A 21,002-nucleotide genomic window follows, 5' to 3' on the forward strand; every position below is an offset into this window, starting at 1 on the left:
CGTCGGTGCTGCTTCCGGGCGACGAGAACAATCCGGTCCTGTACATCGAGGAGCTGCCGCGCTTCCCCGGGCACCGGCCGCTGCGCGTACCGGGGGCGGTGCACGTCTACCTGACCCGGGGGGACCGGCTCTTCCAGCCGGCGGGTGGCTTCACGCTCGGCGAGCTGTGGCTGATCCGGCCGAGCCGGTTGTACGTCGTGGACGTGTCGCCCCACGACGGGCAGGTGTCGCACGACGTGACCAGCGTGTCCGGCGCGGTCACCGCCAGCCTGGTCGTCACGTTCCACTGGCAGGTCGTCGATCCGCGGCTCGTGGTCGCGTCGCACCTGGTCGACGTGATGGCCGTGATCCCGCACCATCTGGGCGCCGCCCTCGACGCCGCGGTCGCGGGGCTCTCCTGGTCGGACGTGGCGGAGCTCAACGTGGCGCTGACGCCGGGTGTGCTGCCGGAGGGTGTCCGCGGCGACGGGCTGGAGATCTTCATGATCCGGGCGGCGGTCGTCTCCCTCGGCGAGGACGCTCCGGCGATGGTGGGCGACGATGCCTGACGACGCGGCGGCCTGGATCGTCGCGTGGTGGTCGAGCCGTACCGCCGACGACTGGCGCCGCTACGCCTGGTTCGCGACGGTGCTGGTGGTCCTCTACTACACGCTCCGGTGGGCCGTGCGCCGGTTCGCGCCGTGGCTGATCGGCCGGGTCCTCACCCCGATCGCCGGTGGACTGGTGCTTGCCGTGTGCGGGTCGCTGATCCTCGCCGCGGCGGTGGTGGCGCTGCCGTTCCGGCCGGTGCGCGTACGGCCACCCGGGCTGCTCTTCTGGGTGGGCGACACGTCCGCGGCCGCGGGGAGCGCGACGAGGCGGGCGGTCCGCCGGCGCGTCGGCGGGCCCACCGCGCTGCGGCGCACCCCTCGGCTGGTGATCTGGGCGCTGTTCGCCGGGATCGCCTGGGCGGGACACGAGGTCGCCTGCGATCAGGATCCCGCGTCGCTGTGGTGCACCCGCCCGCTGAGCGCCGTCACCGTGATCCGCGCCGACCTCTGGGAGTCCGGAACCGATCTCATTCTCGGTCGTTCCTCCTGACGATCCTGCCCCACAGGTCCTCCAGGGGCTCACGGACGTACCGTTCGATGCTCTCGGTCAGCCGCGTCCCGTCGGTGAGATGCCGGGTGACCGGCGCCAGGAACAGACCGGCCCGGCCCACCCCGGCCGCCAGCCGGGCACCACCGCCGACCCCGGGATCCCGGGCGAGTTCCCGGAGGATCGCCCGTGCCGGCCCGCGCTGATCGCGCTGCCCGCCCAGGGCCACCGCCGCCTCGACCCGGAACCGTGGCTCGACCGCCGGGTCCCGCGCGACGGAGACCAGGAACGCGTGGCCCGCGGCGCCCCGGGTGGCCAGCACGCCCAGGGCGCAGGACCGGGCCTCCGGGGCGATCCGGCGATCGTGCACCAGGGACCGCAGCAGACCGTCCGCTCCCGCCGGGTCGTGCACCCGCCGTTTCACGTACCACGCCATCAGGCGCTGGGTCGCGGGCCGCTCGGCGTCGTCCAGCAACTGATCGGATCCGGCGTGACTCAGCCCGGCCCCCTCCAGGGAGCGGGCCGCGAACTGGCGTACGTCCCAGCTGATCGACCGGTCGTGCATGAGGGCGGAGACCGCCGCCTCGATCCGGTCGGGCCGGACCCGGCCGGTCAGCCGGGTCGCGGCGCCGGCCAGGGCGAGCATCGCCTCGGACTTCTCGCGCCGCTCGCTCCGGGTGAGGGCCTCCCTCGGCGCCGACCAGACCCGGGCGATCGCCGGCCGCCGGCTGCGCACGGGTTCGGCGTCCGGCTGCGTCGCCGTGGTGTTCAGCCACTCGTCGGTCAGGTCCCTGAGGGCGTCGACCTCGCTGGTCATCGAGAGGAGCCGGCTGCCCGCCAGACGCGGGTCGACCAGCCGGCCGGCCATCGCCGTCAGCGCGTCGGCGGGCTCGTCCAGGTAGACCTGGGTGGCCATGGTGGCGACCCGGACGTGCGCCGCCGGGCCGCTGCGCGCGATGGCGGCGATGTGCTGCAGAGCGCTGCGGCGTTCGCGGTCGTCACCGGCCTCGGCCAGCGCGCGCAACGCCCGCAGCCGGTCCTCCGCGGAGCGCCGCCCGCCGTACGCGAGCCGGGACAGCACCCGCCGCCCGTGCCCGCGCGCCTCCGTGTCCCCGTCGGCGAGCAGCACCGTGGCGACCTCGATGCGCTTGGCCTCCGGGGTCGCCGGGTTCTCGATCAGCTCGACGAGCCGGGTGGTGTCCGGGGACCGGTGCAGCACCGCCCGGGCCGCCTGGCCGACCGCGCGCAGCGTGCGGGGCGGGGCCGCCGCGGCCAGTTCGACCGCCTCCATGGTGAGATCGGCCAGCACCCGGCCGCCCGGTTCCTCCGCGGAGCCGTCGGCGAGGACCGCGGCGAGCTCCGCGAGCTGGGGGTACTGGCGGTTCCGTCCCGGCTCGGCGAGCGCCCGGACCATCGGTACCGGGTCGTGCCCGGCGTCGGTGTAGGCGCCGAGCGCGAAGAGGGCGGTGCTCGACGCGCCGTGCGCCCTGACCTGGCCGAGCCACCACTCCCCGTCGAGGTCCCGCGCCTGTTCGAGGCCGAAGAGGTACTCGGCGATGCTCTGGTGGGTGAACTCCAGCCCGTCGCCGCGGTGCACGATCAGCCCGGTGCTGAGGATCGCGTCGGTGAGGTGCTGGTCGGTGACGTCCTCGGGGACCGGTACGCCCCGGGCGGCGAGCCACGACCGGACCGCCGGGATGCTGGGGTGCCGGTCGTGCTGGAGCCGCTCGACGGCCAGGTGGGTGACGCACTGCCGCCGGAGCGAGAACAGGGTCTCGCCGAACGCCTCCGCCTCGGCGCCGAGGTCGTGCAGCTGCTGGCGCACCTTGGTGCGTACGTCCGGAAAGGTCTGCCGCCCCTTGAGGAGGGTGTCGACGAAGCGCCGGTAGAGACCGGTGCGCCCCTTGGGCAGCTCGTCGTCGGGGTAGTGCTGATGCACGTCGGCCGCGATCGTGCAGAGCAGCGGGATCCGGACGACGGGCATCATCCGGTGCGCGTCGACCTGCCGCAGGAAGCTGTCCCGGCGCTGCTCGGCGACGGCCGGGTCGCGGAGCTGGTACCAGCGGTGCGCGAACGTCTCCACGGCCGGGCGGTCGAACGGCCGCAGGTTGTACTCACCGAGCCGGTGTGCCTGGTCCACGCCGTGGGCCAGGGACCGCAGGTCGCCGAACTCGGCCGCGCTCAGGACCCGGCTGGAGACCACGAACCGGGCCTGCCCGCCGTAGGTGGCGATGTGCTCGGCGAGGATCCGGATCAGCCGGGCCCGCTTGCGCGGGTCGAAGACCTCGTCCAGACCGTCGATCAGGATCAGCCAGTCGACACCGGGCGCGGGTGGCTTCTCGAACAGCGCCGCGGTGACCGACGAGGCCAGGAAGCCGTGCAGGTCCGCGGTGACCGCCTGGGCCACCGCGTCGAACCAGCCGGCGCCGGTGAGCAGGCGGGTCGCCGCGCAGCGGAGCGCCACCACCGGCCCGATCGGCGGCTCCTCGCCCTCGCCCGGCTGCTCCGGCTGCAACCACCAGGCGGCCGACTCGGCGACCAGGTGCTGGAGCAGGGTCGACTTGCCGCCGCCCGGGCCGCTGACCACGAGGGCGTTGCGATGCCGGTTGAGCATCTCGGTGGCCGGGATGGCGGACGGCTCCAGCGGCGTGGTGCCGCCCCGGACCTGGGCCCGGCTGCGTTCCGTACGGTACGACTCGGCGCGCTGCTCGACGAAGACGGTGGAGAGCGGGACCTCGCCGTCGACCACCTGGTACGGCAGCTCCTCGGCGGCCCGGCGCTGCGCGACCAGCATCCGGTGCAGCGGGCTGCCGTGCTCCGGAAGGTAGAGCATCGGCTTGCGCGGGGTGAACCGGCCGAGGACGCCGCGGACGTGGTCCAGTCGTTTGCCGAAGTCGAGCGCGTCGATCAGCCAGGCGGCCTCCTGCTCGAAGTCGTAGTACTTGAGCATCCCGCAGACCAGGCCGGTGGACTGGTCCACGACCGGGGCCCCGCTCATCCCGGGCACGACACCGGTCTCGACGCTCACCTTGACGAACGGCCCGCTCGGCCCCTCGACCGCCATCCGGACCACGTCGACGGCGGCGCTGCCGACCGGACCACTGTGGTTGAAGCCGTACGCGATGAGCTCGGCGTCCCTGTTCTGCTTGTGCTTGAGCAGCAGTGACCGGGTCTCGGCGATCGGATGGTCGACGTTGGCGTCCAGGCCGATGAACGCCAGGTCGGGGAAGGGGTAGGCGGCGTCACCGCCGTGGTCCGTCGGATAGCGGTCCAGGACCACGCCGGAGACGTCCCGGTCGCCGATCCGGATGCCGACCTCGAGCCGGTTCGCGCCGTCGCGCCGCCGCCGTTTCGCGCCGCCGACCACGTGTGCGCAGGTCAGGATGATGTTCCGGTCGATGAAGAAACCGGTCCCGGTGTGCCGGCCCGACGTGATGTGCACGGTGGCCTGACTCACCCGGTCGAGGGCGGTGGTCGCCGGATAGGACATGAGCCACCTCGTGCCGTAAACCCGTGCGGACGGTCCGAGGCCATCGTATCGAGGAAATTCCCTGGTGTGGCGGGCGTCCCACCTGCGCCGGACGAGCCTCAATCCCTAGTAATTCAGTAGGCTATTTGTTAGCGTCCCGGATATGGCGTCACCGCCTCGCTGACACTGGAGGAATTGCCATGACCGATCTGGCCCAGCCGACCTTCCCGACCAATCAAGACCTCGATCCGGTACGTCTCCGTCAGGCGTTCGGCATCTTCCCCAGTGGCGTGGTGGCGGTCGCCGCCCAGGTCGACGGCGTGCTGGTCGGTCTCGCGGCCAGCTCGTTCACCTCGGTCAGCCTCGACCCGCCGCTGGTCTCGTTCTCCATCGCGACCACCTCCAGGACCTGGCCGGACCTGCGGCGCTCGGCGCACCTCGGGATCACCATCCTGGCCGAGGGGCACGGCACCCTGGCCCGCCAGCTCGCCGGGCCGCCGGAGTCCCGCTTCAGCGACGTCGAGGTGGCGCTCAGCGCGGACGGCGCGGTGACCCTGCCGGACGGGCTGGCCCAGTTCGACACCACCATCTACCGCGAGGTGGAGGCCGGCGACCACACGATCGTCCTGCTCCGGCTGCACGCGGTCCAGCACGCCGACCACTCGCTGCCCCTGGTCTTCCACCGCAGCGCCTTCGGCCTGCGCGCCTGACCGGGGTGGCCGGCCCGGGCTCCCTTCTGCTCCGGCGACAGCCATTGACCTTGACCCAAGGGCAAGTCCCAGGATTACGCCATGACGATGACGGGTGACCACGCTCCGCGGCCCGCGGAGGATTCGCGGGAGCGGTGGCTGCGCTGGGTGCTGCTGCCGGAGCAGTTGCGCTGGGTGCCGTTCCCGCGGACGCCGGCCGATCACGACGCGGTCCGGGCCGGTTCCGGGCTGGCCGGCGGTCTCACCGGGGAGCAGCTGGACGTGCTCGCCTCCTGGTGGCTGCGGCTGCCCGCGGAGACCCCGGCGGCGCGGTCGATGCTCGGGGCGCTCGGGTCAGTGGCGGAGGCGCCCGAGGGGACGCCGCTCCATCTGCTCGGGGAGCTCGCCGCCGGGCGGCTGGAGCGGACCATCGCCGTGGTCACCGTGGACGGGACCGTGGCGCACTTTCAGCGGCCCGGCGGGTTCGAGGACCCGGCGGTGGTGCTGGTGCAGGTGGGCGACGGGTTCGTGGCGGCCGAGCGGATTCCGGAGGCCGAGCGGTTCGTCACGCCGGGCAGGCCGGCGCGTGCCGGGGAGTTCCTGCCGGTCTGGTGGCTCAACCAGGGCGGGCCGGAGCGGGCCGTGCGGGTCGGCGACCTCGGGGAGCAGGACCTGACGCGGCTCGGCGACTTCCTGGTGCGGTATGGCGGTGGCCCGGCGGCCGACGTGGACGCGTGGGCGCTGCGGGAGCTGGCCGGCCGGACCACGGGGCGCGTCGCGCAGGTCACCGGCGTACCCGAGGATCTGGAACCGGGAAGCAGGCTGCGCCTCACCCGAAGTGGGGAGACCTTCGCCGCGCTGGTCCTGGACGGTGGCGCGTTCCGGCTGTATGCGCGGGATGAGATCCGGCAGCTGAGCGGGGACGAGTTCCGGCGGTTCTTCGGGGCGCCGGGCCGGACCGTGGTGCAGACGGCGGGGCCGGTCGACGTCGCGCGGCCCGGGGCGACCGAGCCGGCGCCGGTGAACGAGTCCCTCGCACCGCGGATGCTGCCGGTGCCGATCCAGCGTGAGCTGGCACGACGGGCGGCCGGGACGGCACCGCAGGACTTCAGCTGGGGCGAGTGGGGGCAGATCGCCGGGCTCCACGGGGTCTCGACGGCCCGGGCCGAGGAGTTCGCCGACGCCGTGGTGCGCGGCTGGCCGGACCGGAACCTCGCCGACCGGGTCCGCGCCGAGGTGGTGGCGGCGTATGGCCGGGTGGGCGAGCGCGACACCACCCGGGAACTGATCAGTCCCGGTCTGCGGGTCGGCGCGGTGCTGGTGACGATCGACGTGGGCGACCTGGCGGACGCCCGGCACCGGCTCGCCTCCGAGGTGGAGCGGGTGTCGCTCGGGTCGGTGGCACACGCGCCCTTCGACCACTACTACGCGTCGCGGCGGATCACCTCGGGCGGCCTGGCGAACGGGCGTTCGCTCACGCTGCCGGGCACCACGGTGGCGATCGACGGCCTCTACATCAAGGGCGTCCCGATCGTGGTGATCGCCGGGCTGCCGCTGACCGGGGGCTCGTCACAATCGGTCTACGCGTCGAGCGCGCGGGAGGCGATGACCTGGCGGCAGCTCTACCACACCGGCACGCTCTCCTACTTCGCGTCGCCGGGCGCGAGCGTCCGGGTGCTGGACGCCGCGCGGGCCGAACTGCACCGGCAACCGGCGGAGCTGGTGCTCAGCTTCCCGATCGACGACGCGCCGCTGGTCTCCCGGCCGCCGCGGACCGGACCGCTGATCGCCCTGCCGGACGGTGCGACGCGACAGCAGCGGGACGCGTTCGCCCAGGCCATGTGGCATACGTACTTCACACCGGCGGGGTTCCCGCGGCCCACCGCGCTGATCGACCGGGTCACCGCGATGGCGCCGCAGGTGGCGGGCGAGGTGCACGACCTGTTGCGGGAGCGGATGCTGCTCGCGGTCGCGCAGGAGGTGTTCGGCCCGGCCTGGCTGCCGCGCGACCTCAAGCCGAGCGTCACGTCGGACAGGTCGGTCGCTCTGGAGGTCCAGGCCGTGCCGTACGCCGTCCAGGAGGTCAACCAGCAGGCGTACTACTTCCAGCTGGACCGGCGGAACCTGCAGATGCTCGGCAGCGGCGGCGGCTCCGGGGGCAGCTTCGGTGGATCGGTGATGGGCAAGGTGGCGCTGGACCTGCGCACCAAGCGGGTCAACGTCGCCCCGCTGACCGTCGCGGGTGGGCTCTTCCGGTCGACGGCCCGCGGCCCGGAGAACTACCACGGCGCCGGGGCGTGGTACTGGCTCGCCGAGCAGCAGGAGAAGAGCCGCCTCTACGAGTTCAGCACGAACCTGACCATCCGGCTGGACTCCTCGCTCCCGCTGACGCTCGCGCCGGGCCAGGAACCCGTGGTCACCGGCCGGGTGGTGACGTACTTCCAGGTGTCGCAGCACGACATCGCCCGCTTCGAGCACCTGCTGCGCACCGCGGTGGCGGACGGGATCGTCGCCCGCCCGCAGAGCGACAGCGGGCCGCTGCGGCACCCGCCGGCGTTCCTCTCCCAGGGGATCGGCGCGTCGCAGCCGGACGTGGTCAGCGCCTCGTCCCGTCTCGCCCCGGCGGTGTGGCGGGCGATGCGGGACGAGGGGGTGATCGGTAGCGGGCAGGCGTTCAAGCGCGAGGTCTGGACGACGTACGGGCCGGCCCAGGTGCTCTCCGACATCAGCGCGCTGCGGAGCGACAAGGGGCTGCCGATGGCCGCCCTGCACCGGATCGGGGACGACCGGTGGGAGCTGGTCAACGCGGTCGTGCACCTGCACAACGGCACCGACCGGCCGGCGGCCAACCGGCGGGAACGGGAACGCTCGGACCACTATCCGATCTCGTACACCGGACACGGGTTCGGGCAGCACCTCGCGCCGGGCGTCGCGGGCCGGGTCCGCGAGGACGTCAGCGTCAACTACGGCGACGACGGGAAGAACTACGGCGAGCGCGGCCAGTACGACTACAGCCGCACCACGGGCCGTGACCTGGGTGTCTACAGCAACGCCTGGCGGACCAACGGCTGGATCTACGACGGCGCGCACTGGGCCTTCACGTACGACGGCCGGTTCAGCATCGCCGTACAGCGGACCGTGATCGTCGGCCTGCCCACCGGCGGGGTGGTCACGGGGCTGCTCAAGGCCGGGACCGTGGCCGCGGTGAACCTGGCGGCGCGCCTGGGTCGTGAACAGGAGACGCCACCGGCGGGCCCGGCGGCGCCGGTGATCCTGCCGACCGACGTCCGCTACCACGTCGCCGAGCCGCTGACCAGCGCGACGCCGGTCGCCACGCCGCCCCGGCCGGGGGCGCTGGTCCGGGTGGTCCGGGAGCCGCGCCCGCCGGGCGGCACCAGGCTGGAGAAGCGATCCGGGTACCGGGTGCACCGGGCACCCCTGCGCGAGACCGAGCTGGGGCCGAGGTCGGCGTACGACACCCGGGACCTGTTCGTCGAGGCGTACCGGTTCGACGAACTGGAGAAGCAGATCTGGCGGATGGCCCGGTCCGCGAAGGTCGACCCGATGGCGGTCGGCGCGTTCCACGTGCGGATGTTCAACCAGGAGTTCACCGTCGAACTGCTCCGCGGCCAGGACCGGACCCGGTACGTGATCCACGAGGGCGGCATCCTCGCCGACAAGGAGATCACCGCGGCGCTGCGGTTGACCCTGCACGGCGCGGCACCGGAGCCGGGCGTCGCACCGATCACCCTGCAGCCCCTGATCGGCGCGGACAGCGAGCCGTCCATCGGCGGGGCGGTCACCCGCTCCCGGGCACACAACCTGATGCTCAAGGCGGGCGAGTTCGGCGGGCCGTCCGGGCCGGACGGCGGGATGAGCGGCGGCGCCGGATTCACCCGGACGATCAGCGCCCGGTCCCTGGGCGAGGCGCTCAGCAGCACCCCGATGATGGGCGTCTGGCTGGTGCAGGAGGCCTGGCCGTACCGGATGTACAAGGCCACCGCCCGGTGGGACATCACGCTGCAGCACCGGTTCGTCAACCTGGTCGGCGGGACCCCGATCCAGCTGGCGATGAGCCAGATGGTCGTCGAGCCGGGCGTCCGGTTCTTCCGGCCCGAGCCGCGCGCCCTGCCGGCGGCGCCGCCCGACGGCGTGCCGGCCGTGCTGCACCGGGACCAGATCCGGCCGTTCGCCGGGACCGAGGACATCCTTCTCGCCCGGCCGGACACCCTCACCGCGCCCGCGTTGCGGCTGCTCAACCAGCACGCCCGGTTCGCGCTCGGGAAGGACTGGGAGCTCGTCAACGTCGACGGGACGCCGCGGCTCGCCCAGCAGCGCGCGCTGCCCGAGGCCCTGGAGGCCCTGATCAGCCGGGACGTCCTGGTCGGCGAGGGCACCACGCTGGGCTCGACCGGGCTCGGCTACCGGGCGGCCAAGGAGGTGCCCACCGGCGTACGCCTGGCCCTGCTGATCCTCAAGGGCACGCGTGACCCGGACGGGGAAGGGTTCGCCTACCGGTACACCGGCAGCGGCGAGCAGGCCGCACGGTACCGGGTGCTGTTCGCGTCGCAGGTCCAGCGCGCGGTGAAGACGAGCACGGCGGGGTACCGGCTCTGGTCCAACCCGTACGGGAGCGCGGGCGGCACCGAGGTCGATCAGTTCAACCAGGGCGGCGCGGACCGGTCCAACGCGTACATGACCGGCGAGGGCGAGCTGCGGACGGTCCGCGTGTTCATGTTCCCCAAGGCCGACCGGAACCACCACTACGGCGCCCCGATGGACGTCGAATTCCGGCTCTACACCGCGTTCCTGCCGTCGGCGACGCTGACCAGCCTCACCCTCGGCGGCGCGAACCTGATCACCAACGCGCTGGAGGGGCCCGCCGACGCCCGGAACCCGGTGGCGGTCGAGAACGCCCGGGTGACCGAGCACGTCATGATCCCGGACCAGGTCGTGCCCCGCGACGGCGACCGGCGGCCGGAGGCCCGGTTCGTGCCGCGGGCGTGGCCGGCCGCCGGCGGGACGATCGACGCGGTGCTCGGCGCGATGAACGTCGTCCCGTTCCCGCTCACCCCGGAGGACGTCGCCCGGCAGAACGTGTCGATGCCGCTGCCGGTGGCCGCGCCACTCGGGGAGGCGTACGAGTGGGTGCAGGCAGCGGCGGTCGGCGCGCTGCCCGACCGGAGACTCGACAGCCACGCGGTCAAGCGGCTGCTCTCCTGGCAGGGCAGCGCCTCGGACGCGCTGCGGGCCGTGCTCACCCCGGCCTCGGTCTCGCTGCACCTCGACCGTCTGGTCGGCAGGGACGGGTTCGACGTGGCCGACCTCTGGGTGAACGGGAAGGCGTTCACCGACAACCGGGGCGAACTCCAGATGTGGGTACGCGCGTACGACGCGCTGCCCCGGGGACACCTCACCGCCAGCGTCGCCGGCGAGCACCTGACGAGCCGGCTTCTCCTGGGCAGCAACGCCAACAGCGAGCACGCCGGGGCGTTCGCGGGGGCCGGGCCGCAGATGCAGACCGGGAACGATCAGGTCGTCGACCAGGTCTACGTCACCCCGCAGGCGGACCGGTCGGTCAGCCACAGCCGGGGGACCCGGGAGCGGCTCCAGCACGACGACACCCGGAGGTGGGTCGACCAGAACTATCACCTGGTGGACGCGAGCCTGCTGGTCGCGATCAGGATCTCCGCGTCGAACGAGCGGCGGGCGTTGCGCGTACCGGAGAACTGGCCGGGACCGGTCTTCACCTGGATGCGGGGCGGGCACACCTACGCGCTCTTCTCGTTGGAGCGGGGCCTCGACATGGCGGTGCACCCGCAGAAGGCGGTCGAGGCGAGGCTGGCCGATCCGGCCGGTCAGCTGCTGCCCCGGGGGATCCGGATGCCACTGTTCTCCGGGGACGTCGCGGCCGACGTGGCGCGGACCCGGGCGGCGTACTCGATGCCGACCTTCGACGGGTGGCAGACGTTCTCCGTGGACGCCTACGACCCGGTGACCCGGACGGTCTCGCGGAGCGTGACCCGGGAGGCCGGCGGACGGCCACGGACCGGCACCGAGACGATGACCGAGAAGGAACTGCTCGACTGGTTCGCGCGGCACCGTTCCCGGCGGGACGAGCCGCTGATCCTCACCGGACGTGCGCCGGCCGAGCGGTTCGTCGAGCGGTTCGGGCACGGCGTCGTGGCGAGCATGGACGACGTCGTCCACGACCGGGAGAACCGGCTGCGGGCGGCGCGGGTGGGGCACCGCATGGACGGCACGGTGGAGATCAAGCCCAGCACGTGGGTCTACCACGCGCCGGACGGCTCGAAGGTCCCGCTCGGCGCCGACCTGGCGACGGCGATCGCGACGATGGTGCCGCCGCATCTGCGCCGGGCCGCGCAGGAGCCACCCGGCGCGTCCCGCCCGCCCGAGCCGATCATCTGGTCCGCCGCCGCGCCGAGCGCCTCCACCGCGGACCGCGCCACCCCGGTTCCGAGCACGTCCGCGCCTGTTCCTCCGGGCACGTCCGTACCTGTTCCTCCGGGCATGTCCGTGCCTGTTGCTCCGGGCACGTCCGTGCCTGCTTCGAGCGCGCCTGTTCCCGATCCGAGCGTGCCTGTCCCGAATCCGTTCTCCGCCGCGGCGCGACGTCAGTCGGAGGTGGCGCCCTCCGGGTCTCAGCAGGCCCGCCCGGCGCAACCGGCGTCGCCGCCGAGCGCCGGAGGCGGGCCCGCCGTGACACCTCAACGCGGATGAACACCGCTCGGTTCCACCGGTGCCCCGACGTGGATGAACGGGGCCCAGAAGGACGGGTGGCCGGCTCCGGCGGTGATCGGTTCCGGCCGGGAGCCGCCGAGGTCCCGTCGGTACGGGGACGCCTCGCGGGCCGACAGCTCGTGGTAGCGGTCCCGGAGTTCGTCCCCGGACAGCACCCGGACCTCGCGCTGGGCCCGGGACAGGGCGATCGCGGCCGGACACCCGGTGAGCAGTTCACGGTGCAGCGCGACCATGGTCAGGCAGGCCACCTGGTCGTGGACCGGCCAGAGGGAGACGACCAGTTCGCGCACCCCGGCGCCGAGGAACGCCCGGGTCAGCCCGACGACGTCGCCCGCCGCTCCGGCCCGGCCGCGGCCGCTGTTGCAGGCGCTGAGGATGGCCAGATCGATGCCGGCGGGGAGTCCGGTGAGATCGGGAACGGTCAGGCTCTCGGTTCCGGCCAGGGCGAGCTCGGCGCTGTAGGGTGCGCCCTCGACCAGGGATCCGTGCGTGGCGAGATGCGCGATCCGGGCGCGGGGCAGGCGGTCGAGGACGGCTTCGCGGGTGGCCGCGCTGCCACACAGGGCTTCCCGGGTACGCAGGCGAGCGACCGCCTCCGCTTCGACCTCCGCCCCGGGCAGCCGGGCCAGGCCCCGCTCCGGGGCATAGGCCGGATTCCCGACGATCAGGCAGTCCCCGGCACCACCCGTCGTGGTCCGGTGCCTCCCGGAGTAGTGGGCATTCTCGCCGGGCCGGACGTCTCCCTCATACCCCGCCGAGTCGGCGTTCCCCGGGCGGCGGAGCAGGGCGGCGGCGGGCAGGTAGGAGACGTCGTGGTCGTCGAAGAGCAGGCCGCCGCCGAAGGGGAGCACGTGCACCGGCAGGGCGGAGAGCCCGCCGTAGGGCACGAAGACCACCCGCCGGTGATCACGCAGTTCGGCGGCGAACGGGTCGAGCAGGAGTTCCGCCAGGGGACGGGCGGCTTCGCGATGGGCGGCTTCGGAGGTCGTACTGTCGGAGACGGCCCGGTGGAAGAGCCGGACCGCCGCGGTCAACCCGGGTGTCGGGGCGTCGCGGCTCACCATGCGCGCGTTGTCGCGGGTGACCGCCCAGCAGGTCAGCGCGTCGTCGAAGGCGTGCGTCTGGATCAGCAGGGTGTCCTCCGGCAGCCGCTCCCGGATCTTCCCGAGCTCCGGTGTTTCGGGCAGCACCCGGCGTCTGCGCAGGTGCGGCGCGGCCCGGATCATCCGGGCCTCGGCCCGGTCGAGTGCGCGTTCGGCCTCGACCATCGCGCTCCGGACATCCTGCGGCGAATCCCTCTCCTTCCCGCTCGCCGACGGCGCCCGCGTCCCGCGGGTTCGGGCGAGCCCCTCGACCGCGCGGGCGAGAGAGGCTCCCGCCCGTTGCCAGCCCCGCACCGCCGCGGCCGCTTCGCCCACCGTTCCGGCTCCGGCGGCGGCGTCGCTCACCGTTCCGGCTTCGACGGCGGCGTCGCCCACCGTTCCGGCTCCGGCGGTGGCGGCGCCCAGCGCTTCGTCTGCGGTGCCGGCCGGTGCTTCGTCGTCGGTGGGTGCTTCGTCGTCGGTGGGTGCCTCGTGGCGGGTGGTGCCGGACGTGATGAGGTCGGTCAACGAAGCGGCGCGGCAGCGGTCGGCGAAGCGGAACGCCTGGTCCAGGTGGTGGGCGGAGCCCTGCGCGGCCAGGGCGGTGTGGGCGCGGACGGCCGTGGCGTAGAGGCCCGCCACGGTGTTGTCGTCCGTGGCGGTCACCCGGAGTACGTCGCGGGAGAGCCGGCCGAGATGCTGTTCGAAGAGGGCGATCGCCGCGGCGGCGCGTTCCGCGGCGGGGGCGGGACGGCCCGCGCCGAGCAGCGCCTCGGCGTGCCGGGCCGCAGGCTCCCAGGGGCGGTCGAGGGTGCCGGGATCGACGGGCGGGGACCGGTCGATGACGGCGAGGGCACGGTCGTACCGGTGCAGGCGGACCAGGATGTTCGCGGCGATGTCGGGGTGGACGCCGCCGAGGAACGGCTCCAGGATCGCGGCGGCCTCGTCCCGGCGGTGCATCGTTCCCAGCACGGTGGCCCGGTGCAGCGGGGTGCGCGCCACGTCCAGAGCCTGACCGAAAAGGGACGCCGCCTCGTCCGGGTCGCCGCGCAGTCGGGCGGCGACGCCGTCGTAGAGCGGGATCAGCACCTCGGTCTCGGCGAAGGCCTCCCGGACCGCGGCGAGCGCGTCCTCGGGGAGCCCGTCGGGGACACCGGCCAGGAGCCACTCCAGATGGGCGCGCACGTCACGCAGGGTCACCGGATCGCTGGCCGCCGCCGCGTCCCGGTCGGCCCGCAACACCCGTTCAGCGAACGTCGCCCATTCCCGTACGTCCTTCCTCAGGTCCGTCCGCGCGCTCTCCCGTCCGCCTTCGCCCACGTTCGCCAGCCCGGCTCCCTGTGCGTTCTCCCGCCCGGCTCCCTGCGTGTGCTCGTGTTCGGCTTCCTGGGCGTCCTGCTGTTCGCCGGGCGTGTCCTCCTCGGTCGCCGTGCGGGAAGCGGAGATGCCGAGCATGGTCCAGACCAGGGCGGCCTTGCGGTAGTTCGCGCCCACGTACAGCTCGCCGCGCTCCCGGTCGAACGTGGCCGCCTCCGCCGTCGCGCCGACCTGGCTCCCGATCGCCTCCGCGAGACCCAGCGCCGCCTCACCGCGCGGTACGTCGTCGGCCCGCCACCGTGCCGCCTTGGCATAGCAGAGGCGGGCCAGGCCACGGGCGTACGAGAAGCTTCCGGAAGTGGTGGCCCAGGTGCCGATGCGCCCGGCGATCCGGTCCCGGTCGATGGACTGATCGGCGCCGATGTGGGCGAGTGCGTGATGCACCGCGATCAGCATGCCGAGCGCGCCGTCCGCCCCGTCCTCGGCGTGGACCGCCGCCGTCTCGAGCAGCGCGATCGCCTGATGCGGCCGACCGGCGGCGAACGCGAGCCGCGCCCGGCGGACACCGACGGCGGCGAGGCCCCGGGCCGAACCCGTGCTCCGCCCCGCGGCACTCGCCGTCGTGGCGTAGAGCCGTTCCGCCATGGCGTAGTGACGCTCGGCGGCTACCGGGTCCAGCAGCGGACCGAGCGGTCCACCCGTGCCCGGCTCCAGACGTTCGTCGAGCAGTTCGGGGTGCCGCAGCGGGTGGGCGGCCCAGTCCCCGGCGGCCAGCAGGCAGGCGGCCTGGCCCGGTCGGTCCGGATAGTGGGCCCGCCCGAGCATCGCGCGGCCCTGATCGGTGAAGCCCGCCCGGGTCAGCAGGTCCGCGAGGGCGAACATCGTGCTCGCGAGCACCCGCGGCTGGTCGGCGGGGACCTGGGTGGCGATGCGCTGAACCTCGGCCACCATCGGTACGGCGAGTCCCCGGCTCACGGCGATGACGCTGCGCCGGCTCGGCAGCGCGGCGGCGAACCGGACCAGCAGGTGAGCCGGGCTGCCCGGCGGCGCGTCCACCGCCTCGTCCGGGATCTCCAGGCGGTCGACGTCGAGGTCGTCGAGCCCGGACGCGCCGGTCCCGCCGGGGAACCAGTTGCGGTCGTACACCTCGGCCAGGTGCCGGAGCGCCCCCGCCACCGGCGACGCTTCCACCTCCGAGAGCAGGCCCAGCGCCCGTCTCGGTTCCCCGGCGTTGACCGCCGCGGCCGCCCTGACCAGCGGATCAGCCGACCGCAGATATCTCGATAAATCAACCCACTCTTCGCGAAGCACAAGCGACAGCAGCATCGACCCTCCCTGCCCCTGCCTGACGGACGCGCTCGTCCGTCCGCGTGCCCGTTCGTCCGCGTGCCCGTTCGTCCGCGCGCTCGCCCGTCTGCGTGCTCGCCCGTCTGCGTGCTCGTTCGTCCGCGCGCGCCCACCCGAACGCGCCCGCCCGAACATGCCCGCGCAGAGGTGCTCATCGCGGTCTGCGGCGTTGCGGTCCAGCGAATCTGGGGCGGTGCGTGTGCACGAACGGTGCGGGCTGGACCGATGGGCGCACATGAACGGTGCGGGCTGGGCGGTGCGGGCTGGGCTGGGCGGTGCGGGCTGGGCGGTGCGGGCTGGGCGGTGTGTGTGCACGAACGGTGCGGGCCGGGCCGCGGGTGCACACGATCAACCCGGAACAGGGGCGGTGGGCGGACTTGATCCGTGATCGTGTGCGTGGGCAGCCGTCAGGGGGCGGGTGCGCCTGTCGGGGCGGGCGGGAGCGGGGGAGATCACCGGAGGTGTTCGTCACACTGGGTGAAGGGTGGGCGTCGGTAGGGTTGGCGCATGGTGCTGATGTACGAAGCCGTGCTGTTCGACTGTGACGGGGTGCTGGTCGACTCGGAGAAGATCACCAACGGGGTGCTCCGGGGGATGCTGCACGAGCTCGGCTGGGCCGTCTCCGCCCAGGAGTGCTTCCGGCTCTTCGTCGGGCGGGCGCTCGTCGACGAGGTGCACGTGATCGCGGCGCACACCGGGTTCACCGTGACCGGCGCGTGGATCGCGGAGTTCCGGCGGCGGCGTAACGACGCGCTCGCCCTCGATCTGGAGGCGATTCCCGGTGCGGTGGCCGCGGTGACCGAGATCGATCGGCTCTTCGGTGGCAACGTGGCCTGTGCCAGCGGCGCGGACCGGCCCAAGATCGAGCTGCAGCTGACCAAGGTCGGGCTGCGCGGTGTCTTCGGGGGCAAGATCTTCAGCGGGATGGAGATGCCCCGCAGCAAGCCGGCCCCGGACGTGTACCTCGCCGCCGCGGCGGCCCTCGGGGTCGACCCGGCGCGGACCGCTGTCATCGAGGACACCCCGACCGGGGTACGCGCCGGGGTCGCCGCGGGCGCGACCGTCTTCGGCTACTGTCCGCCGGGCAGCCCGGCGCACAGCGAGCCGGAGGTGCTGCTCGCCGCCGGGGCCACGCACATCTTCACCAGCATGGCGGACCTGCCCGGGCTTCTATCAGAATCGGACACGACCGGATTCACCGCCCTCAGCGAAGGCGGCGCGGCGCTCCCTCTGTAAAACTGCTCAACGTGCACGAAGCTATGGGGGACGGGGAGGTCGGCCGGGACCTGGCGGCGGTGGACTGGTCCTCGACGCCGCTGGGGCCGCCGGGGGAGTGGCCGCAGAGTCTGCAGACCGCGGTCGGCATCCTGCTCACCTCGAAGTTTCCGATGTGGATGGCGTGGGGGCCGCGGCTGACCTTTTTCTGCAACGCTGCATACCGGACGGTCACGCTCGGCAGCAAGTATCCGTGGGCACTGGGGCAGCCGGCGAGCGCGGTCTGGGCGGAGATCTGGGACGACATCGGGCCGCGGATCGAGGGGGTGCTCGCCACCGGGGAGGCCACCTGGGACGAGGGGCTGCTGCTCTTCGTGGAGCGTTCCGGGTACCGGGAGGAGTCGTACCACACCTTCTCCTACAGCCCGCTGCGGGACGACGACGGGGCGCTGGTCGGCATGCTCTGCGTGGTCAGTGAGGAGACCGACCGGATCCTCGGCGAGCGCCGGATGTCGACACTCCGGGATCTCGGATCGGATCCCAGCATCGTGCGTACGGAGGAGGAGACGCTCGCGTTCGCGGCACGACAGCTGGAACGCAACGCCAAGGATCTGCCCTTCACGCTGGTCTACCTCGACGAGCCGGACGGCGGGGCGCGACTGGCCGCCGCGACCGGTATCGACGCCGGTCATCCGATCGTGGCGGCGCTGGCGACCGCCGAGCCGGGGCTGGTCGACCTGGCGGGCGAGGGGCCGGCGGGCGAGGGGCCGGCGGGCGAAAGGCTGCCGACCGGTGACTGGCCGGAGCCGCCGGTGCGGGCGCTGACCGTGCCGATGCCGCCGTACGGGTTCCTGGTCGCCGGCCTGAACCGGTACCGGGAGCTCGACGAGACGTACCGCGGCTTCGTCGAGCTGGCCGCCGGGCACGTGGCCACCGGGATCGCCGCCGCCCGCAGCTACCAGGCCCAGCAGCGGCGCGCCGAGGAGCTGGCCGAGCTGGACCGGGCCAAGACCACCTTCTTCTCCAACATCAGCCACGAGTTCCGTACGCCGTTGACCCTGATCATGGGCCCGGTGGAGGAGCTGCGGGAACGGCTGAGCGGCGGGGACGACCGGGTCCGCGAGGAGCTCGACGTCATCCACCGCAACGGGCTGCGGCTGGGCAAGCTGGTCACCACGCTGCTCGACTTCTCCCGGATCGAGGCCGGGCGGATGCAGGCCCGCTACGAGCCGGTCGACCTGGCGCTGACCACCGGGGAGCTGGCCAGCGTGTTCCGGTCGGCGATCGAGCGCGCCGGGCTGGCGTTCACCGTGGACTGCCCGCCGCTGCCGGAGCCGGTGCACGTCGACCGCGGCATGTGGGAGAAGGTGATCCTCAACCTGCTCAGCAACGCGCTGAAGTTCACCTTCGACGGCGGGATCCACGTGCGGGTCACCCGGGAGGACGACGAGGCCGTGGTCACCGTCGCGGACACCGGCGTCGGCGTCGACGAGCGGGAGATGCCCCGGCTCTTCGAGCGCTTCCACCGGATCGAGAACGCGCGGTCCCGCTCCAACGAGGGCAGCGGCATCGGCCTGGCCCTGGTCAAGGAGCTGGTCGGCCTCCAGGGCGGCACCATCACCGCGGCGAGCACACCGGGCTCGGGCACGAGCTTCACCATCAGGCTTCCTCTGGGTACGGGCGACCTGCCCGCCGACTCGGGCTCCCCGCTCTCACCCGCGGGTGACTCGTACCTCCAGGAGGCTCTTCGATGGCTGCCGGGTGAGCCCGCGGAGGTGCCGAGCGGCTCGGGTGACGGCTCGCGGGTGCTGGTCGCGGACGACAATGCCGACATGCGCGACTATCTGACCCGGCTGCTGCGCGGCGCCGGGCATCAGGTGCACGCCGTTCACGACGGGCAGGAGGCGCTCGACACCCTGCGGACCGGCGTGTTCGACCTGGTGGTCAGCGACGTGATGATGCCCCGGCTGGACGGGTTGCAGCTGGTTGCGGCCCTGCGCGCGGACTCGCGGACGGCGAGCACCCCGGTCCTGCTGCTCTCCGCGCGGGCCGGCCAGGAGGAGTCGATCGAGGGCCTGGAGGCGGGCGCGGACGACTACCTGGTCAAGCCGTTCAGCGCGGCCGAGCTGCTGGCCCGGGTCCGCGCGAACGTCGAGCTGGCCCGGTTACGCACGCATCACACGCGCTGGCGGACCGCGCTGATCGACTCGCTGCAGGAGGCCTTCTTCGTCTGTGACGAGGCCGGCGCGGTCATCGAGATCAACGCCGCCTTCACCGACATCCTCGGGTACGGGCCGGAGGGGCTGCCCTACCAGCCGGTACACCCGTGGTGGCCCCGGGAGGAGACCGACGCGGAGGCGTACCGGCAGGTGGCCGCCGCGTTCGCGACCCTGCTCGACCAGGACCGGGGTGCCTACACCATCCCGGTCCGGCACCAGGACGGGCACCGCCTCTGGGTGGCCGCCGCGTTCAACCAGGTCGTCGACCCGGACACCGGGCGCCGGGTGATCGTCGGCACCGTCCGCGACGTCACCGACGAGCACTACGCGATCCAGCGGGAGAGCGCCCTGGCCGGTCTCGGTCTGCGCCTCTCCCAGGCCGACGACCTGCCGGGCGCGCTGCACGGCGTCCTCGAGGAGTTGCGGTCGCTGTGGCAGGCGGAGTACACCGCGGCCGCCGTCTTCGCCGCCGGCGCGGCCGTTCCGGAGATCACCGCGGTCGGCGCCCCGGTACCGGTGGCCCGGGTGCGGACGCTGGCCGAGCTGCGGGACCAGCCGCTGCTCACCCCGGTCACCCGGCCCGCCGAGGGCACCGGGATCGTGATCGAGCACCCCGAGGGCACCATGGTCCTCTGGCTGGAGCTGGGCGAACGCCGGCCCTTCACCGAGCAGGACCAGACGCTGCTCGCCCTGCTCGCCGGGCACATCGGCCAGGGCCTCACCCGGCTGCACCAGATCGACGAGCAGCGCGAGACCGCCCTCGCCCTGCAGCGCGCCATCCTCGGCCCGGCACAGCTCCCGGCCGGTTTCGCGGTCCGGTACGCCCCGGCGACCCGCCCGCTCAAGGTCGGCGGCGACTGGTACGACACCGTCCCGCTCCCGGACGGCCGGATCGGCATCGTGGTCGGCGACTGCGTCGGGCACGGGCTCGGCGCCGCCACCGTGATGGGTCAGCTCCGCAGCGCCTGCCGCGCCCTGCTGCTCCAGCACTCCAGCCCCGCGCAGACGCTGACCGCGCTGGACCGGTTCGCGGAACTGCTGCCCGGGGCCGCCTGCGCCACGGTGTTCTGCGGCGTCCTCGACCCGGAGAGCGGTGAGCTGGTCTACTCCAGCGCCGGTCATCCGCCCGCGGTCGCCGTCGCCGCCGACGGCTCCAGCCACCTGCTCGATCAGGGCAGATCCAGGCCCATCGGGGTACGGTCCGGGGGCCCACGCACCGAGGCGGGCTTCACCGTCTCCGCCCGGGCCACGCTGATGCTCTACACCGACGGCCTGGTCGAGCGCCGCCGCAAGCCGCTGACCGAGGGCATCGCGCGGGCCACCGCGGCGATCCAGGACGGCCGCCGCTCCCCGGTCGAGGAGCTGGCCACCGACGTGATGGACCGGCTCGCCCCGGCCGACGGGTACGACGACGACGTCGCGCTGCTGCTCTACCGCCATCCGGGCCCGCTCGACGTGGAGTTCCCGGCCGAGGCGACCCGGCTCGCCCCGGTGCGCCAGGTGCTGCGGGGGTGGCTCGACCGGGTCGGGGTGGACCGTACCGTCGCCCAGAACGTCCTGGTCGCCGCCGGGGAGGCGTGCGCCAACGCGATCGAACACGGCCACCGCGACGCGCCGGGCGGCCGGATCCGGCTGCAGGCCGCCGCCACGGTCGAGGAGCTCCGCCTGATCGTCACGGACAGTGGCCACTGGCGCGTACCCCAGCCCGCCGATCAGGCCCACCGGGGCCGCGGCCTGAAGCTGATGCGTGCCCTGATGAACGAGATCACCGTGACCACGACCATCACCGGCACCATCGTCGAGATGCAGGTAGGGATCCTCTGAG

General features: G+C 73.5%; 8 protein-coding genes. 6 read left to right on the forward strand and 2 right to left on the reverse strand.

Going from position 1 to position 21,002, the window contains the following annotated elements; genetic code table 11:
* The first annotated feature begins 5 nt into the window (after window positions 1-5).
* Both AB0M08_RS19830 and AB0M08_RS19835 read left to right on the forward strand, forming a co-directional pair.
* Window positions 6-548 (forward strand): hypothetical protein, encoded by a 543-nt coding sequence (locus AB0M08_RS19830; RefSeq protein ID WP_364494966.1) that lies wholly within the window; start codon window positions 6-8, stop codon window positions 546-548.
* Window positions 541-1,080 (forward strand): hypothetical protein, encoded by a 540-nt coding sequence (locus tag AB0M08_RS19835; RefSeq protein ID WP_364494969.1) that lies wholly within the window; start codon window positions 541-543, stop codon window positions 1,078-1,080. The genes AB0M08_RS19830 and AB0M08_RS19835 overlap by 8 nt, the downstream gene beginning before the upstream one ends.
* Here AB0M08_RS19835 and AB0M08_RS19840 read toward each other — a convergent pair.
* The gene (locus tag AB0M08_RS19840) at window positions 1,058-4,567 is read right to left on the reverse strand and encodes a trypsin-like peptidase domain-containing protein (RefSeq protein ID WP_364494972.1); all 3,510 of its coding nucleotides are present in this window, start codon (window positions 4,565-4,567) and stop codon (window positions 1,058-1,060) included. The genes AB0M08_RS19835 and AB0M08_RS19840 overlap by 23 nt on opposite strands.
* A gap of 179 nt (window positions 4,568-4,746) precedes the next feature.
* Between AB0M08_RS19840 and AB0M08_RS19845 the strand changes: the two genes are divergently transcribed.
* Complete coding sequence (locus AB0M08_RS19845; protein WP_364494975.1) at window positions 4,747-5,256, forward strand: flavin reductase family protein; 510 nt, start codon at window positions 4,747-4,749, stop codon at window positions 5,254-5,256.
* A gap of 81 nt (window positions 5,257-5,337) precedes the next feature.
* Window positions 5,338-11,976 carry a hypothetical protein gene (locus AB0M08_RS19850; RefSeq protein ID WP_364494978.1) on the forward strand — a complete coding sequence of 2,213 codons (6,639 nt, stop codon included), beginning with the start codon at window positions 5,338-5,340 and terminating at the stop codon, window positions 11,974-11,976.
* Here the strand turns inward: AB0M08_RS19850 and AB0M08_RS19855 are convergent.
* Window positions 11,964-15,722: a CHAT domain-containing protein gene (locus AB0M08_RS19855; protein ID WP_364494980.1), complete on the reverse strand. Its 3,759-nt coding sequence runs from the start codon at window positions 15,720-15,722 to the stop codon at window positions 11,964-11,966. The two genes, AB0M08_RS19850 and AB0M08_RS19855, sit on opposite strands and share 13 nt — an antisense overlap.
* A gap of 528 nt (window positions 15,723-16,250) precedes the next feature.
* Between AB0M08_RS19855 and AB0M08_RS19860 the strand changes: the two genes are divergently transcribed.
* Entirely contained in the window at window positions 16,251-16,979 is a 729-nt protein-coding gene (locus AB0M08_RS19860) for an HAD family phosphatase (RefSeq protein WP_364494983.1), read from the forward strand.
* 11 nt (window positions 16,980-16,990) lie between these two features.
* Window positions 16,991-21,001: a SpoIIE family protein phosphatase gene (locus tag AB0M08_RS19865; RefSeq protein ID WP_364494986.1), complete on the forward strand. Its 4,011-nt coding sequence runs from the start codon at window positions 16,991-16,993 to the stop codon at window positions 20,999-21,001.
* Window position 21,002 lies beyond the last annotated feature (1 nt).

The sequence above is a fragment of the Actinoplanes sp. NPDC051851 genome, assembly GCF_040681165.1.
In the GTDB taxonomy this organism is placed as follows: Bacteria; Actinomycetota; Actinomycetes; order Mycobacteriales; family Micromonosporaceae; genus Actinoplanes.